This window comes from Maridesulfovibrio bastinii DSM 16055, assembly GCF_000429985.1.
Taxonomy (GTDB): Bacteria; Desulfobacterota; Desulfovibrionia; order Desulfovibrionales; family Desulfovibrionaceae; genus Maridesulfovibrio; species Maridesulfovibrio bastinii.
This window is the reverse complement of the sequence record NZ_AUCX01000010.1, coordinates 151,487-168,037: the sequence shown is the minus strand read 5'-3', so window position 1 is coordinate 168,037 and position 16,551 is coordinate 151,487. Positions and strand designations below refer to the sequence as shown.

The following is a 16,551-nucleotide window of genomic DNA, read 5'->3' as shown; positions in this document are numbered from 1 at the left end:
CTAAAATGGTCTGAATCCGAATTGCGACCTCAGCGGTCGTAGTACGGGTTTAGGCCATTTTATGGCTAAGGGCCTCAAAGAGTTCAGGAGGATTGAGAATGTCAAATAGCATACTTGTTGTGGGTGGTGGGTTCAGTGGTATTACTGCTGCACTCGAAGCCGCTGAAGTAGGCCATGAAGTCTTCATCGTAGAGAAGGCGCCATACCTGGGTGGCCGGGTAATGCAGCTGAATAAATATTTCCCTAAGCTGTGCCCACCTTCTTGCGGACTGGAGATTCAATTCCAGAGGATTAAAAAAAATAAGAACGTCAAGTTCTTTACCTTGGCAGAAGTTGAATCTATCAGCGGTTCCGCTGGTAATTTCGATGTCAAGGTACGTATCAAACCCAGGTACGTAAAACCGGGCAGTGTTGACCTTGATAGTGTTATCGGAAAACTTTCCAATGACATAGTTGATGAGTTTGAATTCAAGCTCGCTGACCGTAAAGCTCTTTACATGGATGTTCCTTTTGCCTTCCCGCAGAGGCATGTTCTTGAAAAAGAAAACTGCACTGACGATGACCTCAAGGTGCTTGAGGGTGTTGCAGCGATTGATCTTAATGATCAGGAAAAAACAATCACCCTTAATGTCGGAAGCATAGTCTACGCAACCGGCTGGAAACCTTATGATGTTACCAAGCTGACCAACCTTGGTGCCGGAACCGTTAAGAACTGTATTTCCAATATGCAGATGGAGCGTCTTGCTGCTCCCAGCGGACCTACCAACGGTAAAATTGTCCGCCCGAGCGATGGAGCTACCCCCAAACGGGTTGCTTTTGTTCAGTGTGCAGGCTCCCGTGATGAAAACCATCTCAATTACTGCTCGTACATCTGCTGTATGGCTTCCCTGAAGCAGGCCGCATATGTTCGCGACCAGTTCCCCGATGCAGAGGTTACTGTTTACTACATCGACCTCCGTACTCCGGGACGCTATGACAAGTTTGCCAAGCGTATTCTTTCCGATGACAAGATTAACGCTGTCAAAGGTAAAGTTGCAGAAGTTATTGAAGACTCCGCAACTAAAGACGTTGTTGTTACTGTTGAAGATGCCGTTACCGGTATCAAGAGCCAGAACGTTCACGATCTGGTTGTTCTTGCAACAGGAATGCAGCCGAGCCTTGCTGGCGTACCCGTCCCGGCCTGTGTACAGGTTGATGATCAGGGCTTTATTGTCGGCGGAGAAGATAAAGGTATTTTCGCTGCAGGGTGTGCTAAGCAGCCACTTGATGTCATGAAAACTGCACAGTCAGGTACTGCCGCAGCACTCAAAGCGATTCAAACGGTGATAGGGAGGTAAGTCGACATGCCCGAAAAAATCGGTGTTTATTTCGACCAAGCAAGCATCTCTCCTTTCCTCAAGGCTGAAGATCTCGCAGAGTTCGTGACCAAGAGATACAGCGATGTATGTCCGGTGGTCAAAACCCACGAGAGACTCAACAGTGAAGAAGGGCGTAAGCTTATTCAGGAAGATATTGACGCAGGCAGCATCGATGCGGTTTGCATCTGCGGAACAACTCCGCGTGTGGACTGGGACATTTTCGACTTCGATAGTGTAGTTGTCGAGAGAGTCAACCTGCGCGAGCAGTGCATTAAAGCCTTCAGAAATCCTGATGGATCAATGCCTGAAGCTGGTGGTGAAGTCCCCGAACTTTTGAAAATTCTTGCTCAAGAATATGTCAAAATGGGAATTACCAAAATCACCAAGGTCAGAGAAATTGAAACTCAGGCCATTGAAACCACAAAAGTCGTTATGGTTATGGGTGGAGGCTTCACAGGCCTTAATGCCGCTCTTTATGCAGCTAAAACCAACCATGATGTTATTTTAATTGAGAAGGAAGCCAATCTTGGTGGTAAGGCTCTTAACATGTATAAGACCTTCCCTCTGGCTTATCCTTATCTTGAAGCCCACGAAACCGGTATTGAAAAACTGGTTGCTGAAGTTCAGTCCAACTCCAGAATCAAGGTGATGACTTCATCCTCACTTAAAACCCTTGCTGGTGCTCCCGGTGCTTACACCGCGACAGTAGTAACCGGTTCCGGTGAAGAAGAAATGCCTGTTGGTGCAGTTGTCCTGGCTACAGGATGGGTTCCTCAGGATACCAAGTACGTTGAGCCTATGGGTTACGGATCTTCCAAGGTTGTAACCTCAGCTCAGTTTGAGAAGATGGTTAAAGATGGCCAGATGAATGCCACTACCGTCGCTTTCTTACTTGATACCAGCCTTTCCGAAGATAAATTCTCGGAAATTGAATCAGCTGAACCGGTTGAAACCTGTGATGCTGAAGCCAAGACTGATGAAGAAGCTGAAGATTCTTTCGAATACGAAAGCATGGAATCTTACAAGCACCTCTCATACAGTTCCGAGCTTAACAGCCTTGTTGCCCTTAAACAGGCAAATTATGTATGTGAGCTTAATCCTGACGGAATGGCTTATGTAATTTATGACCATATGATGGTCCCCGGCGTTAACGAACGTTTTTATCGTTCAGCTCAGGATGCTGCCGGCGTTATGATGACCAAAGGTAAAGTCGCTTCAGTTCGTGAAGAAGGCAATTCCATGGTTGTTTCCGCCAAAGACACCCTGCTTGGTGAAAGTATCGAAGTAGAAGCTGATCTGGTTGTTGTTCCTACCGGTATGGTTCCGACCACCGCTCTGGATCCGACCATCAACCTTGTCTACAGACAGGGGCCTGCTTTCCCCGATCTTGAGCAGTTCGATGGATTTGCTGATTCCAACTACATCTGCTTCCCTTATGAAACACGCCGTACCGGTGTTTACGCCGCAGGTTGTGTTCGCCAGCCCATGAGCATGGCTCTTGCCAGGGAAGACGCTGCCGGAGCAGTTCTCAAGGCTGTTCAGTGTATCAACTCCGCTAACCACGGTGTTGCTGTTCATCCACGTTCCGGTGATAATTCTTATCCTGTTTTCAACTTCATGCGTTGTACCCAGTGCAAGCGCTGTACTGAAGAATGTCCGTTCGGAGCTCTGGACGACGATGAAAAGGGAACACCGCTGCCGAACCCGTCACGCTGCCGCCGCTGCGGTACCTGTATGGGTGCATGTCCTGAACGTGTTATCAGCTTCGATAACTACAACATCGACATGGTCGGTTCCATGATCAAGCAGGTTGAAGTTCCTGATGACATGGAAGTAGGCGGACCCAGATTTATCGTTCTGGCATGTGAAAACGATGCTTACCCTGCACTTGATATGGCTGCTATGCGCGGAAAGGGCTGGAGTCCTTATGTGCGTATCATCCCTGTCCGCTGTCTTGGTTCCGTAAACACCATCTGGATTGCGGATGCCATGAGTAAGGGTATTGACGGCGTTCTGCTTCTTGGCTGTAAGTATGGTGAAGACTATCAGTGCCACTTTGTTAAGGGTTCTGAACTTTGTAGTCGCCGTATGGATAACGTCGCTGAATCCCTCAACAGACTCGGCGTTGAACCTGAACGTGTTGTGCAGGCTGAAATTGCCATTGACGAATACGATAAGGTACCTGACCTCATCGATAACTTCGTAAATGAAATGGTCAAAATCGGACCTAACCCGTTCAAGGGCTACTAGGAGGAAGTTGCGATATGGAAAACAATGTTCGCATTAAACCGGATCTGCAGTTCATTAAAGAGCTTCAGGAAGTCGGTGGCGACGCAGTTAAAAAATGCTACCAGTGCGCAACTTGCAGTGTGGCATGTCCTCTGTCGCCTTCGGACAATCCCTACCCGCGCAAAGAAATGGTGTGGGCTCAGTGGGGTCTTAAAGATAAACTTGTTAACGACATAGATATCTGGCTCTGCCATAACTGCGGTACCTGTTCCGATCTTTGTCCCCGTGGCGCACGCCCCGGTGACATGCTCGCAGCACTGCGTAATATGGCTTACCAGAAGCTGGTGACACCTTCCATCATAGGTAAATGGATGAGCTCTGCAAAGGGTCTTCCTTTCCTGATCGGTATCCCGGCTGTTCTCTATCTGCTTATCTGGTTGATTATGGCCGGTGTTCGTGGTTCCTTCTTCCCTCTTAAGGATGGAGAAATCGTTTTCGGTCATCTTTTCCCCGGAGATTTTACCATCGACCCGATCTTTGGTCTGGTCTTTCTTTTCATGGCCTGGACTTTTTACAAAGGCATCAAAAAACTTGTTGCTTCGTTTAAAGATCAGCCGAGAGTGTTCAATGTCGGCGACAAATCTGAACGTCCCAGCATGCTGGAATGCTTCATTGATGTTGTAAGAAACGAGATTGCCACTCATGCCAAATGGAAAGAATGCGGCGAGACAGATGAAGCTGATGATCAGAAATTCAAAGGCCACATTACCGTTATGTATGCCTTCCTTGCTCTTCTGATTGTTACTTCAATCGTTGCAGGCGCACACTGGGGCGGTAAGATCTTCTCCTTTATTGCACCGCTCGGGCATACTCCCATGCCCCTTTGGAGTCCGGTAAAGCTGCTGGCAAACGTGGGTGCTATTCTGCTCCTCTACGGCCTGACTCAGCTTACCAAGCGTCGCCTTAATCAGGATGATTCCAAGCAGGGTTCCACTTATTATGACTGGTATCTGCTGGGTGTAATCTGGGCGATTGCTATAACCGGTGTTATGTCGGAACTGCTTCGCCTTATGGGCATAGCAGGACTTGCTTACCCAATGTACTATCTGCATCTGATAGCCGTCTTTATGATGTTAGCTTATCTGCCGTGGTCCAAACTTGGCCATCTGGTCTACAGGACTGCTGCACTTACTTATGCAAGATACATCGGCCGCGTTCCTATGCCGGTCCGTGAAGAAAAGACTTTTACTCTGTAATAGAGCTAAGGAGGATTAAACCATGTCTGAAGCACGCAAAACTTTCCCCATGAGCACTTTTGTGTCTTACCTCAAAAGTGGAGAAACCAGCCAGAGCGTTAAAGATCTTCTGGCTTTCATGACCCAGAAAGATATAAACGAAGAATTTGAACCTTTTGCAGCCGCACTTGCAAAAGCATGGATCTACGAACAGCATCCTGAACTGGCTAAAATGAAAACCGGTCAGGTCAGCGGCCTTGGCGATAACGTATCCGTTGGAGCTCTTCCCGGTGATGTTATGGTTAAAGTTGAAGGCATCTTCGGTAAACTGGCTGAATACCATCAGACCATCACCGATCAGGATGCAGCTGTTAAAGATCTGGAAGCAAAGCTTGCAGGTGCTGAAGCTAAACTCGCTGAAACTGAAAAAGCTTTGGCTGAGTACAAAGGTAAATGTGAAGCTTTTGAAGCTTCCGCAACTGGTGAAGGCGATAAAGTTATCGTAACTTCTCAGGAAAAAGTTGAAGAGTACATCGGTAAAGTTGATGAACTCCTCAAGATGATCGAAGATGTTAAGAAAAACGGCGTAGTAACTGTTGCAGCTGGTGCAGCTCCTGCTGCTGGCGCTGCTGACGATTCTGCAGCTGGTGCTCCTGCAACCGGCGGCGCTCCTGAAGGCGACTTCGGCTTCGGTAGTGATCCCTTCGGTGACAGCAGCTGGTAAGCCGCTTTATCCAAATGGATTTTCAAAGCCCCGTCCGCAAGGACGGGGCTTTTTATTTGCCGGTCCCTACGTTGCGAAGTTTAAAATTGTATTTTGTGATAATGCAGCAATTAAGTATGTAGCTGGGAATTTACAAGGTTCCTTAAACAATAAAATATTATTCTAAGAAATCCTGCAAAGCTGAAAATTTGAATACATTGCTTATTCAATTAAAAAGAATAGCTGCCAGATAGGATGGTAAAAAATAAAGTAGGTCATTAGAAATGGTAATCAACGGACACTTTTAAGTCTCTTATCTGGTTCGATAAGTATTAGTGTCCATAATCAGTACACACGTCTTCAATCTTAGTCTTAATCCAACTGATTAAAATTCTCTTAACTTGATTTTTTTTAAAGAATTTAAATGTAACTTAATTGCTGTCTAATGAATCGACCACCCGGGGGATCGTAAATATTAACATTAATGAACAAAATTCACTTAATTTTTAAATATTAAACTTTTAATGCTAAAAGTTCATAATAAAAGAATTTTAATCTCTAAAATAGTATTTTCCCGAATAATCAAATAAAAGTACCAATTTGCAATAAATTTGTTAACAGGTTTATATGCTTGAATAATTAGAAATGAGAACCCGTCTTGAACCGATGGAAGTGGATTCGGTGAATAGTGAAAAGAATCGGGTTAAAGCTGTTCTATGAGCAATAATTCGTAAGAAATTCGGGTATTCGTTGCATTGTCTAATAATTGTAAAATGTTCTTAAGGAATAACTTCATTGTATGAGTATCATCAGAAAGGTAAAATGCTTATATTGAATAAGTAGAATTGATGTAATAATTCATTATTTACATTGTATTGTACAAAGTTGTGTAAGTTTTGCTGCTAAAATACACTTATGTAGTAAAAATTATATTTTTGATATTTATATTTATTCTGAATAAGAAAAAAAGAAGTGAATTTTTGTGATCATAATCAAGCAGATAAGAAATAAAAAACGTATTTCAACTTGCTTTGAAGTCGAATCTTATATATGAGTATAGTCAATATGGCAGAACTTCATCTAAAAGACGTGAGCGTACGCTTTGGCGGTTTGCAGGCTCTGGCTGAGGTAAATTTTTCCCTTATGCAGGGAGAAATAGTTGGGCTTATAGGTCCCAACGGTGCAGGCAAAACAACCATCTTCAACGTGATTACCGGGGTGTACCGCACTTCTGGTGGAGATGTTGTATATGATGGCGAAAGCCTCGTCGGACTAAAGCCGTATCAGGTCCTTACAAAAGGTATCGCCCGTACATTTCAGAATATCAGACTGTTTCAGAATATGACAGCTCTTGAGAATGTCATGATCGCACAGCATTCGAGAACTTCCTCGGGAATATTCAGTGCTATCCTGCGGACTCCGGCTCAAAAAAGGGAAGAAATAAGAATAAAAGAAAAGGCCTTGGAAGAATTAAAATTCGCAGGACTTGACGAATATGCGGATGAAATTGCTTCAAACCTTCCCTATGGTTATCAACGCCGTCTAGAGATAGCCAGAGCTCTTGCTTCAGAACCATCCACTATCCTGCTTGACGAACCGGCAGCGGGGCTTAACCCGTCTGAAAGTTCACAGCTGATGGAAACAATAAGAAAAATATCCGAACGTGGCATCAACGTACTGATGGTAGAGCATGATATGAAAGTTGTCATGGGTATCTGTCAGCGTTTGGTTGTCCTTGATCATGGAGTGATGATTGCATCAGGACTACCTGAAGAAATACAGAAAAATCCTGCTGTAATTGAGGCATATCTGGGTAACTAACTCTACCAACTTTTCGGGAGGAATTTTATGAAACGGACAGTCTTGCTGGCTCTGCTCACGGCTGTGATCCTGATGATAGGATCCGGTATTGCAGATGCTAAAACTCTCAAGCTGGGAACTATGGGCCCGCTTACCGGCCCTTATGCAGCTGACGGTAACGATATCAAAAACGGTGCACAGACAGCCGTAGATGTTATTCTTGAACAGGGCGGAATTCCCGGTTTTGATGATATCGAACTGCTTCCTCAGGATACCGCATGTGACCCCCGTCAGGCAGTGGCTTCTGCAAATAAGCTTATTAATGAAGAAGCAAACGGTGTAGTCGGCTCTTATTGTTCAAGTGCAACTCTTCCCGCTTCAGAAGTTCTTGATGAAGAAGACATCATTATGATTACCCCTGCTTCCACAAACGAGCAGGTTACATCCCGTGGACTTCCCTACATGTTCCGCATGTGCGGACGTGATGATGATCAGGGAACCATCGCCATTGATTTCATGCAGCAGATGCTTGATACCAAAACAATCTATATTGTTGATGATAAAACTGCATACTCGCAGGGCCTTGCTGACAATGTTGAAAAGCTCGCTGAAAAACGTGGTCTCAAAGTCCTCGGACATGAGCATGTAAATCAGGGCGATAAAGACTTTTCAGCTATTCTGACTAAAGTTAAATCCATGAATCCTGACGTTTATTACATGAGCATGCAGAACTCGGCTACAGGAGCTTTGATGCTTATCCAGTCAAAACGTATGGGCATTGATGCTGATGTAGTTGCTCAGGATGCTGTTTATCATCCTCAGCTTATTGAAATTGCCAAGGATGCAGCTGAAGGCGTTTACCTCACCTTCGGTTTCATTGATGACAATGCTCCTGCATACAAAGAATTTCTTAACAAGTATAAACCTAAATACGGTGATCCGGGTGCATATTCCGGCTACGCATACGACAGTGCCATGTCTTACCTGAAGGCTGTTAAGGCCGCAGGAACAACTGATCCGGTAAAAGTTAAGGCCGCACTGATGAAGCTTGATTATGATGGCGCTACCAAGCATATCAAATTCAAGCCTAATGGAGATTCCGGTTCCAACTATATCATCCGTAAAGTTCAGGATGGTAAGTTCATCAACTATTGGAATCCTGCAACAGGCAAACTTTACTAAAAACAAACTTTGATCCCGGTCCCCGCCTTCGGGCGGGGACTTATACAAAAATCAACCCGGGTATCCATGGAATATTTTTTTCAACAGCTCATCAACGGTGTAACACTAGGCGGCATCTATGCTTTGATCGCTCTGGGCTACACCATGGTGTACGGTATCATACAGCTCATCAACTTCGCCCATGGCGAATTTTTTGCGGCTGGCGGCTATGTCGGTGTAATCTTCATGAGTTACCTTGCAGCACAGGGTGCTCCTATCTGGCTGTGTCTCGGCGGGTCTCTGCTGCTCACTATGTGCTATTGCGCAATGCTGGCGATGGCAGTCGAGAAAGTGGCGTATAAACCACTCAGAAATTCATCAAGACTTTCTGTTCTTCTTTCAGCTCTCGGAATGTCCATCTTCCTGCAGAACGGCCTGATGCTTACTCAGGGGGTTTACGACAAAGCTTATCCCTCTGAACTTACCAGCGGTGGTTTTGAATTTGGTACGGTCATGCTGTCTTATATGCAGATCTTCATATTCTGCATAACAGCTTTTCTACTTGTGGCTCTTAATACTCTGGTATTTAAAACCCGTATCGGTAAAGCCATGCGCTCAACTGCTCAGGACAAAATAATGTCCGCTCTGGTGGGTATCAATTCAAACCGTATCATCAGTCTTACATTTGCAATCGGGGCAGGGCTTGCCGCAGCTGCCGGTATCATGGTCGGGCTTTATTATGGTTCAGTCCGGTATGACATGGGGTTTGTCCCCGGTATCAAGGCTTTTGCTGCTGCAGTTCTCGGTGGAATTGGTAATATTACCGGTGCAATGATCGGTGGTTTTATTATCGGAATGGTAGAAATTTTTGCCGCAGGATATATTTCAGGAGAATATAAGGACGTTTTCGCGTTCATAATACTTATCGCGGTACTTTATTTCAGGCCCACAGGAATCATGGGAGAGAACATTGACGACACCAGAGTTTAAAAAACATTGGATTTCACTGGGCATAGGACTTGTCTGGTTCTTTATCCTGCTCTGGCCTCTTCTCGGAATTAAACCGGAAGGTCTGGAGATAGCAAAAACGTTTACCGTATGGTGGCGTATTGCTGCAGGATGTGCTGCTATCCTGATCATCTACCAGCTCAATAAGCTTGGTGTTTTTAATTTTTTTACAAAACCTGCTTGTAAAGCGACAGTTTCAGCCAGAGATGCAGCGGCAAAAGTTCCAGTCTGGCTGTGGGCGATAGTCGGTTTTATCTGCATGGCATTAATTCCCCAGTATTTCGGCAGATATGTTCAGGATGTGACTATAAATGTTATGATCTACATCTGCCTTGGACTTGGACTTAATGTTGTAATCGGAATGGCCGGAATGCTTGATCTCGGCTATATCGCATTTTATGGCATAGGAGCTTATACCTATGCATTGCTGTCAATTAATTATGGAATTTCATTCTGGCTCAGTCTCCCGGTCAGCGCATTCACAGCTTGTATTCTTGCGCTGATTATTGGTTATACCTCAACAAAGATGAGGGGAGACTATCTTGCTATTGTAACCCTCGGATTCGGTGAAATTGTCCGGCTTGTGCTCAACAACTGGATGAGTCTTACCAATGGTCCCAACGGTATTCTTGGAATTAAAGCCCCCGGAATTTACTGGTTTGATTTCGGAAACGGAATGAGCCTTGAGCATATCTGGTTAAAAAAGCTCGGTCTTCTGTATTATGTAGCTCTTGTTCTGGTCATATTCACTATTCTTGCCGTACACCGGCTTCAATATTCAAGAATAGGCCGGGCCTGGGAAGCTATCAGAGAGGATGAAACTGCTGCTGAAGTAATGGGAATTCCCACCTTCCAGACCAAGGTGCTTGCATATTGTGCCGGTTCTGTTTTTGGCGGTCTTGCCGGTGCTTTTTTTGCTGCCCGCATGAGATTCGTAAGCCCTGAATCATTTACATTCATGGAATCAGCAATGGTGCTGGCTATGGTTGTTCTGGGTGGTATGGGCTCAATACCGGGAGTTATTCTTGGAGCGATAGCTCTGATTGTTCTTCCTGAGGCATTTCGTGATTTTGAACTATACAGGATGCTGGTTTTCGGCGGTGTTATGGTTGTAATGATGATTTTCAGACCGCAGGGGTTCTGGCCTCAGAAGCGTAAAGTTTCCAGCAAAGGGGATTAGATTATGCCGGAACCAATTCTTGAACTTAGAAATGTTGAATCCGGTTACGGGAGCATTAAGGCTCTTAAAGGAATCAACCTTAAAGTCTACGAAGGGGAGATAGTATCCGTTATCGGTGCTAACGGTGCAGGAAAAAGCACAACCCTGATGACCATTTGTAATATTGTTAAAGCTACTTCCGGCGATATTTTTTATCGTGGTGAAAGAATAAATTCGGTCAGTCCTGATAAACTTCCGGAGATGGGGCTGTGTCAGGTTCCGGAAGGAAGACGGGTTTTCCCCCGACTGACCATTGAAGAGAATCTTGATCTGGGTGCTTTTTTCAGAAAAGACAACGAAATCGCTGATGATATTGAAAGAATGTATCAGATGTTTCCGATTCTCATGGAAAGAAGATTTCAGGCCGGCGGAACACTTTCAGGCGGTGAACAGCAGATGCTGGCTATTGCCCGGGCTTTGATGAGTCGTCCGAAGATTCTGCTTCTGGATGAACCCTCACTGGGGCTTGCTCCACTCATTGTTCAGCAGATATTTGATATTGTTCAGGAGATTAATAAACAGGGCACAACTGTAATTCTGGTCGAACAGAATGCTAAAGTTGCCTTGAGCATGGCGACAAGAGGCTATGTGCTGGAAACAGGAAATGTCGTCCTTGAGGATGACGCTCAGGCATTGCTTGATAACCCGGATATTCAAAAAGCCTATCTTGGTGAATAGAAAACCAGCGCTGCTTAAGTCGTTTTTTAAAAATTGAAGGAAGAGCTGTTACCAGCATTGGTAGCAGCTTTTTTATTGCTAAGATTTGGGAATAAACCACAATATATTTAATGATTACAGCTTATTGAAAATTTAGATAGTCAGAAAAAGTTTTAGGAATGCTCTTAAATGGAAGAGATAGCTAATTTCCTCAATTCTCTTCTGGTCTCTAAATTCAATTTGTGGGTGATTCGGGTGCAGTAGGTTTCGATTGTACTTCTACTGAGATTTAATTTTTCAGCAATTTCGGTGCTTCCAAAGCCTTTCCCGATATAGACAAAGATTTGCTTTTCTCTTTTGCTTAATGTCTCTTCCGGTTTTTGATCACCACTGTTTATATTTAGATTTCTTTGAGCGCAGGGACTTAGAAATCTTTTTCCATGGGCAACCATATCTATAGCCTCAAACAAAATATCTGTCTCTTCCTGTTTGGAAACATAGCCCAATGCTCCCTGATCGAGTGCTTTTTTTATCAGGTCGGAAGATTCATGCATGGTGTAGACCAGAACATAAATATTGCGTGACTCAAGTTCAGGTAACAGGTTTAGGCCGCTACCGTCCTTCAGAGTCAAATCAAGCAGAACAATATCAAATTGATCCTGCTCAAGTATTGCCAGAGCTTCAGTCCAGCTATCAGCTTCAGCCGCAACATCAATATTTCGAGATTTTAGAAGGATACTGATACCCGTTCTTATGGCCGGATGGTCATCAACAATAAGTATGCGAAAGTTTGAAGAGTTATTATTCATTATTTTTAATTGTCTGTTGGTAAATATTACACGGTGCTTCACAGGATACGCATGTTCCTCCGTCAGAAGGATCATATACTTTTAATGTCGCTTTTATTAAAGCCGCTCTGTGAGACATAATATTAGTGCCAAGACCACCTCCATGAGATGTGGAAGCCTTACGTCCTATACCATTATCAGTTACAGTAAGCACTAACTTTCCCTCACCGCAACATTCAAGATCAACTGTAATCAGGTCTGCCTTAGAGTATCTTAAAGCATTGCCGAGAGCTTCCTGTGCGATGCGATAAAATTGAATTAAATTCGGGTAACTGCAATCTTCACATACAAGATTTTTATTCAGTTCAACATTGATATTAGTGGACTCACTTAAAGTGGCAATAAGGTTTTCAAGAGATAAATTTGATGCCGTGTGCTCAACGGGGCAAAGACCTCTGGCTATTTTGTATGCTTCCTGTGTGGATTCTTTTAAGATTGTTTCAAGCTCAAGCAATGCCGGTCCGTCAGATTTTTCACGGTTAGTGTGGCTTAAAGCCGAAGCTCTCAGCCTTGCGCCGGTAAGCTGCTGACAAAGACTGTCATGTAGTTCATAACTTAACTGTCGCCTTTCTTCTTCACTGGTATTGACCAGTTTTGCTTCAAGGCGGTTACGTTCGTGGATTTCGTTTTGAAGAATGGTATTTTTATTTTCCAGTTCTTTTGAAAGCTTCTCAACGGAACTGAAGGCACTGGAAAAATGTTTCGCCAGCACCAGTGACTGTGACAAAGCAAAAAGGAAAACTGCCGGTTCAACAAGATAAATCGATTTGATTATACCGGCATGGAGCAGCGGATCATTAATACCGGCTATCAACTGTCCTGCCAGTCCGACTATTAGAATTTTTGCACCGACACGTTTACGCTTTACGCAGACAATAAGTCTGGCAAAGTAGTACACCGCATATAAAAAAGTCTGCAACAGGCAGAAGGCGATAAACCATGAGAGTATTATGCGGTCTGCAAAAAGGAGTAAAAGTACAAAAAACAGAATCCTGAGATCGAGAAAATAGAGCAGGAATGAATGTATTTCATCCGGATACAAAGTTTTGAGGAAACGAAAAATAAATGAAGCCCAGATGACAAAGCAGGATAAGGAAATTAATTCCAGTATGTTCGGATCAATGTCAGGAAGAAAAAGCGAGGATACCCACATGGAGGTATTTGAATTGATGCAGTATCCGACCACTAGAAAGCAGTATAAGGAGAAATAAAGAGCAGCCCGGTTATTTTTACGCAAGACAAAAAGAGCCAGATGATAGATGCCCATCATCAGCAGACTCCCGGCAAAAAATATTGAGAAACACCAGCTGGTTATAGCTTCTTCCTCAAGAGGACCGGGCATAGCTATTTTTATGGGTTCTGTGATGCCGCCGTTACGGAAATTATGATTAGAAACCTGTAGGATCAGTTCTATAGGTTTTCCTTTGAAGTGGATTTCAACAAACTTGAGTGTTCTTGAAGGGTGTTCGGATATTGCTGATGTGCCGGGTATTCCGCTTTGAGCGGCAAGTCTTCCATCAACCCAGAGTTTATAAGCCTCGTGGATATCGAAAAGCCGCAGGGTCATCCGGCCTGATAATTTTTGTGGAACAAGGTGGAGTCTATAGGTTGCCTGTCCGGTGCGGCTTAACTTTTTGTCACCAAGGTGATGATTTTTCCACGATCCCGGAAGATTGAAAAAACCGTCCATTTTAGGGAGGTTCCCGGATTGAAAGTCAACTGGTTTCAGCAGCCTGTTCCAATAGAACTCCCATTCACCATTTAAACTCCTAATTTTATCAGAGGGTGACTCTATATTGTATATTCCGTGCGAAGCCAGTTGATTTTCAGCATGATCAACAGGAATACATCCCGGTAGCAATTGCACCAGAAGCAGAATGATAATCAGTAAATTACGTTGGTTGGAAAAGTGCATTCAATTGCTGCTCAATAACTGCGTTAACAGATAATTTTATAAAACAACCACATTGTAACCGGAGAGACATGATCAGTTGCTGGAAATTAATCCAAGAATTATTCTATAGCAACCCAAGCTTTGCCCGCTGATAATATATCCTGTCTGATACCAGAGATACATGCCCTGGTGGTTAGCATAATTTGGAATGAATATAGGATTTATCTTCCTAACTATCCGAAGTAAAAAAATAAATACTAAATAATTCTGCTGCTACAGTTTTTAAACAGAATAATATTTTGTGCATGAATCTTTATGACCCGCTTTCATGTACATTTGTAAGAGATTGGTGATTCATTGAACGCAAAGTGGTTATGATTGAGGCGAAGTGCTAATGAAGTTTCCATGAAAAAAGTTAAATTACACGTTCAGGTGAGCAAAGCTTCACCTAATGAAAATATATATTATGTAAGAGAAGGTGCGGCCCTGCTGATAAAGGACGGCTGGAAAATGAAGAATAGGACATGGAGTAACTGGATTCTGGTTCCTCCAGCCGGAATCCGTCATCCCGATGCTATTATAGAAACCGTCATTCCAGATATTTATGAAGTAAGAGAGCTGGCGAATAAAATTCATAAGGCCGGACTGCCATGGCGGGGCCGGGCTTTCGGCTGGAACGCCGAGTATTCACAGAGTCAGGACAGAAACATGGGTGGAAAGCCATCAAGAATAGTAAATTTCCCGGCGTATTTTTTTATTGGTGAGCTTGGTCTGTGGATGATTTCGTTGCGCTGGGAACATGGTGATAATAATCCCCCGAGAGTAATTAGTGATACTTCCTGCATAGTTCATGAGCCTCCGGTTGAAGTCAGAACCAGTAATTATGCGAAAAATTATATTTAAATAATATTGCATGCCCAGTTTATAACTGTATGGAGCAATAGTTATATTAATTAATAAAATCATCTAAAAATTTGAAATCGCCTATAATTGATAAGTTTAAATGTTAAAACAGGAATACTTGCCAATGTTCTATAAAATACATATCTAGAATACTTCAGGGTGTAGACAAAAATATTTATGAACAGGTAAGTTACTTTATGAAGAATAAGCTCTTTTCGGGCCTGCTGCCCGGTTTTATCCGTGTGGCTCTTATAACTTTATCAATTACGGCTTTTATGGTTTCTGTCTATCCGGTCAAAGGATTTTGTGACTGGACCAAAAAGGACAAAGAAAAAAAAGAAGATCTGGAAAAACCGGTTGTTAACGATCTCAAATATCTTCTTGATTTTGTGGTGGATAAATCCGGTAATTTTGATCCCTCCAAAGTTCAGAATGTTATCGGCTATGTGGATAATTCCAAGTCCACAGACGAGATGATCAACCTCCCGCGCTATAAATCTACAAACGGTGCCGGAATGCGGATGGAAGTAAACACCGGATTAAAACATATCCTTGAATATGCATATAATCCGGATATTCCCAATTATGCGATTTATCCTTCCGTCATTCGTATCAGCGGATGGTATCCTGACAGCCAGTTTATGACCCAGAAAATTAAACCGTGGGAATATATGAATTCCTGCGATACTCCTAAAGTCTGGCGCGGCAGGGAATACGAAGTTAATACCCCCGATTCATTCGGCGGCGGATACTATAAATACGATCTGGAAAGACTTATGGTCATGATGAAATATCAGGGCAGGGATGTTTTTCTTTCAGTCTCCAGACAGATCGACAAATCCGGTGTCGGCCGAAAAGGCCTTGTGGTTGATGATAACCAGTGGAATTACTTTTACAGTGGTATCCCCGGTCTAAGTGCGGGCGGAATAGGCTGGATGGATACTTATATGTATTCCTCAGCTTCTGTTTATGTTTACATTCAGGATAAAAACGATCCTGAAAAAACAACCACTTTCCTTTTTAAATGGCTGAAAGCCGGATGGGCCGGGCTTAATGTTGTGCGTCCGAAACATATTTTTGAAGGAAGCCAGCGTTTTGCAAAAGCCTTTAAGGGGATAATGGAGTCTGACAATCTGCCTGAACCTCAGGTTTTTGCCCGGAAAGTGAACCAGATTGAATCCATGACCGATGAAGAGATAAATTCCAAAATGGAAAATTATTCCAAAGGCATGGAAGAAATGTGTTCTGATGATCCTGAAGTGTCGGATAAATTTCCTGAAGTTTATAAAGGCGGCAAATACGCTGACGGTTTCGATCGGGAAGAACGTATTGGTATTCTGGTTAAAGAATATGTAAAGCAGGCCATGGGAAAACAGTGCGTGATCCGGTCTGAATTTGTTGAAAATTAGACTTTTTTTCTGATTTATTGATATGCAGGGTCCGGTTTTAAGCTTAGCTTCAACCGGACCTTTTTTATAGATTTGATAACACCCGCAATATTTTGATAATTAAGTGCTGAAGATCTTCTAAAACCCA

The 16,551-nt window shown here is 43.5% G+C and carries 13 protein-coding genes; 11 read left to right on the top strand and 2 right to left on the bottom strand.

What is annotated here, in order from left to right; genetic code table 11:
* Window positions 1–98: 98 nt before the first annotated feature.
* From G496_RS0106355 to G496_RS0106315, 9 genes are all read left to right on the top strand, one after another.
* On the top strand, window positions 99–1,337 hold the full coding sequence (locus G496_RS0106355; protein ID WP_027178543.1) for a CoB--CoM heterodisulfide reductase iron-sulfur subunit A family protein: 1,239 nt from the start codon (window positions 99–101) through the stop codon (window positions 1,335–1,337).
* Between the two features lie 6 nt (window positions 1,338–1,343).
* Window positions 1,344–3,608, top strand: a complete 2,265-nt coding sequence (locus tag G496_RS0106350; protein WP_027178542.1) for a hydrogenase iron-sulfur subunit — start codon at window positions 1,344–1,346, stop codon at window positions 3,606–3,608.
* A gap of 14 nt (window positions 3,609–3,622) precedes the next feature.
* The gene (gene qmoC, locus G496_RS0106345; RefSeq protein WP_027178541.1) at window positions 3,623–4,843 is read left to right on the top strand and encodes a quinone-interacting membrane-bound oxidoreductase complex subunit QmoC; all 1,221 of its coding nucleotides are present in this window, start codon (window positions 3,623–3,625) and stop codon (window positions 4,841–4,843) included.
* 22 nt (window positions 4,844–4,865) lie between these two features.
* A complete protein-coding gene (locus G496_RS0106340) occupies window positions 4,866–5,546 on the top strand; it encodes a hypothetical protein (RefSeq protein ID WP_027178540.1) in 681 nt (226 codons plus the stop codon).
* 1,044 nt (window positions 5,547–6,590) lie between these two features.
* Window positions 6,591–7,346 (top strand): ABC transporter ATP-binding protein, encoded by a 756-nt coding sequence (locus G496_RS0106335; RefSeq protein ID WP_027178539.1) that lies wholly within the window; start codon window positions 6,591–6,593, stop codon window positions 7,344–7,346.
* 27 nt (window positions 7,347–7,373) lie between these two features.
* Complete coding sequence (locus G496_RS0106330; RefSeq protein WP_027178538.1) at window positions 7,374–8,507, top strand: branched-chain amino acid ABC transporter substrate-binding protein; 1,134 nt, start codon at window positions 7,374–7,376, stop codon at window positions 8,505–8,507.
* A gap of 66 nt (window positions 8,508–8,573) precedes the next feature.
* The gene (locus G496_RS0106325; RefSeq protein WP_027178537.1) at window positions 8,574–9,476 is read left to right on the top strand and encodes a branched-chain amino acid ABC transporter permease; all 903 of its coding nucleotides are present in this window, start codon (window positions 8,574–8,576) and stop codon (window positions 9,474–9,476) included.
* A complete protein-coding gene (locus tag G496_RS0106320; RefSeq protein ID WP_027178536.1) occupies window positions 9,457–10,674 on the top strand; it encodes an ABC transporter permease subunit in 1,218 nt (405 codons plus the stop codon). Before G496_RS0106325 ends, G496_RS0106320 begins: the two co-directional genes overlap by 20 nt.
* A 3-nt stretch (window positions 10,675–10,677) precedes the next feature.
* Window positions 10,678–11,391, top strand: coding sequence for an ABC transporter ATP-binding protein (locus G496_RS0106315; RefSeq protein WP_027178535.1), 714 nt, complete (start codon window positions 10,678–10,680; stop codon window positions 11,389–11,391).
* 164 nt (window positions 11,392–11,555) lie between these two features.
* Here G496_RS0106315 and G496_RS0106310 read toward each other — a convergent pair whose 3' ends face one another.
* Together G496_RS0106310 and G496_RS19020 are read right to left on the bottom strand one after the other, a co-directional pair.
* The gene (locus G496_RS0106310) at window positions 11,556–12,179 is read right to left on the bottom strand and encodes a response regulator (protein WP_027178534.1); all 624 of its coding nucleotides are present in this window, start codon (window positions 12,177–12,179) and stop codon (window positions 11,556–11,558) included.
* On the bottom strand, window positions 12,172–14,133 hold the full coding sequence (locus tag G496_RS19020; protein WP_051294873.1) for a 7TM diverse intracellular signaling domain-containing protein: 1,962 nt from the start codon (window positions 14,131–14,133) through the stop codon (window positions 12,172–12,174). Before G496_RS19020 ends, G496_RS0106310 begins: the two co-directional genes overlap by 8 nt.
* 384 nt (window positions 14,134–14,517) lie before the next feature.
* Between G496_RS19020 and G496_RS0106300 the strand changes: the two genes are divergently transcribed.
* Both G496_RS0106300 and G496_RS0106295 read left to right on the top strand, forming a co-directional pair.
* Window positions 14,518–15,015 carry a hypothetical protein gene (locus tag G496_RS0106300; RefSeq protein ID WP_027178533.1) on the top strand — a complete coding sequence of 166 codons (498 nt, stop codon included), beginning with the start codon at window positions 14,518–14,520 and terminating at the stop codon, window positions 15,013–15,015.
* A gap of 197 nt (window positions 15,016–15,212) precedes the next feature.
* Window positions 15,213–16,424, top strand: coding sequence for a hypothetical protein (locus tag G496_RS0106295; protein WP_051294872.1), 1,212 nt, complete (start codon window positions 15,213–15,215; stop codon window positions 16,422–16,424).
* Window positions 16,425–16,551: the final 127 nt, after the last annotated feature.

Bases quoted from the DNA above. Each gene is read 5' to 3' on its own strand.
- G496_RS0106340 (WP_027178540.1), top strand. From the start codon at position 4,866: ATGTCTGAAGCACGCAAAACTTTCCCCATGAGCACTTTTGTGTCTTAC.
- G496_RS0106350 (WP_027178542.1), top strand. From the start codon at position 1,344: ATGCCCGAAAAAATCGGTGTTTATTTCGACCAAGCAAGCATCTCTCCT.
- G496_RS0106325 (WP_027178537.1), top strand. From the start codon at position 8,574: ATGGAATATTTTTTTCAACAGCTCATCAACGGTGTAACACTAGGCGGC.
- G496_RS0106330 (WP_027178538.1), top strand. From the start codon at position 7,374: ATGAAACGGACAGTCTTGCTGGCTCTGCTCACGGCTGTGATCCTGATG.
- G496_RS0106335 (WP_027178539.1), top strand. From the start codon at position 6,591: ATGGCAGAACTTCATCTAAAAGACGTGAGCGTACGCTTTGGCGGTTTG.
- G496_RS19020 (WP_051294873.1), bottom strand. From the start codon at position 14,133: ATGCACTTTTCCAACCAACGTAATTTACTGATTATCATTCTGCTTCTG.
- G496_RS0106315 (WP_027178535.1), top strand. From the start codon at position 10,678: ATGCCGGAACCAATTCTTGAACTTAGAAATGTTGAATCCGGTTACGGG.
- G496_RS0106355 (WP_027178543.1), top strand. From the start codon at position 99: ATGTCAAATAGCATACTTGTTGTGGGTGGTGGGTTCAGTGGTATTACT.
- qmoC (WP_027178541.1), top strand. From the start codon at position 3,623: ATGGAAAACAATGTTCGCATTAAACCGGATCTGCAGTTCATTAAAGAG.
- G496_RS0106295 (WP_051294872.1), top strand. From the start codon at position 15,213: ATGAAGAATAAGCTCTTTTCGGGCCTGCTGCCCGGTTTTATCCGTGTG.
- G496_RS0106310 (WP_027178534.1), bottom strand. From the start codon at position 12,179: ATGAATAATAACTCTTCAAACTTTCGCATACTTATTGTTGATGACCAT.
- G496_RS0106300 (WP_027178533.1), top strand. From the start codon at position 14,518: ATGAAAAAAGTTAAATTACACGTTCAGGTGAGCAAAGCTTCACCTAAT.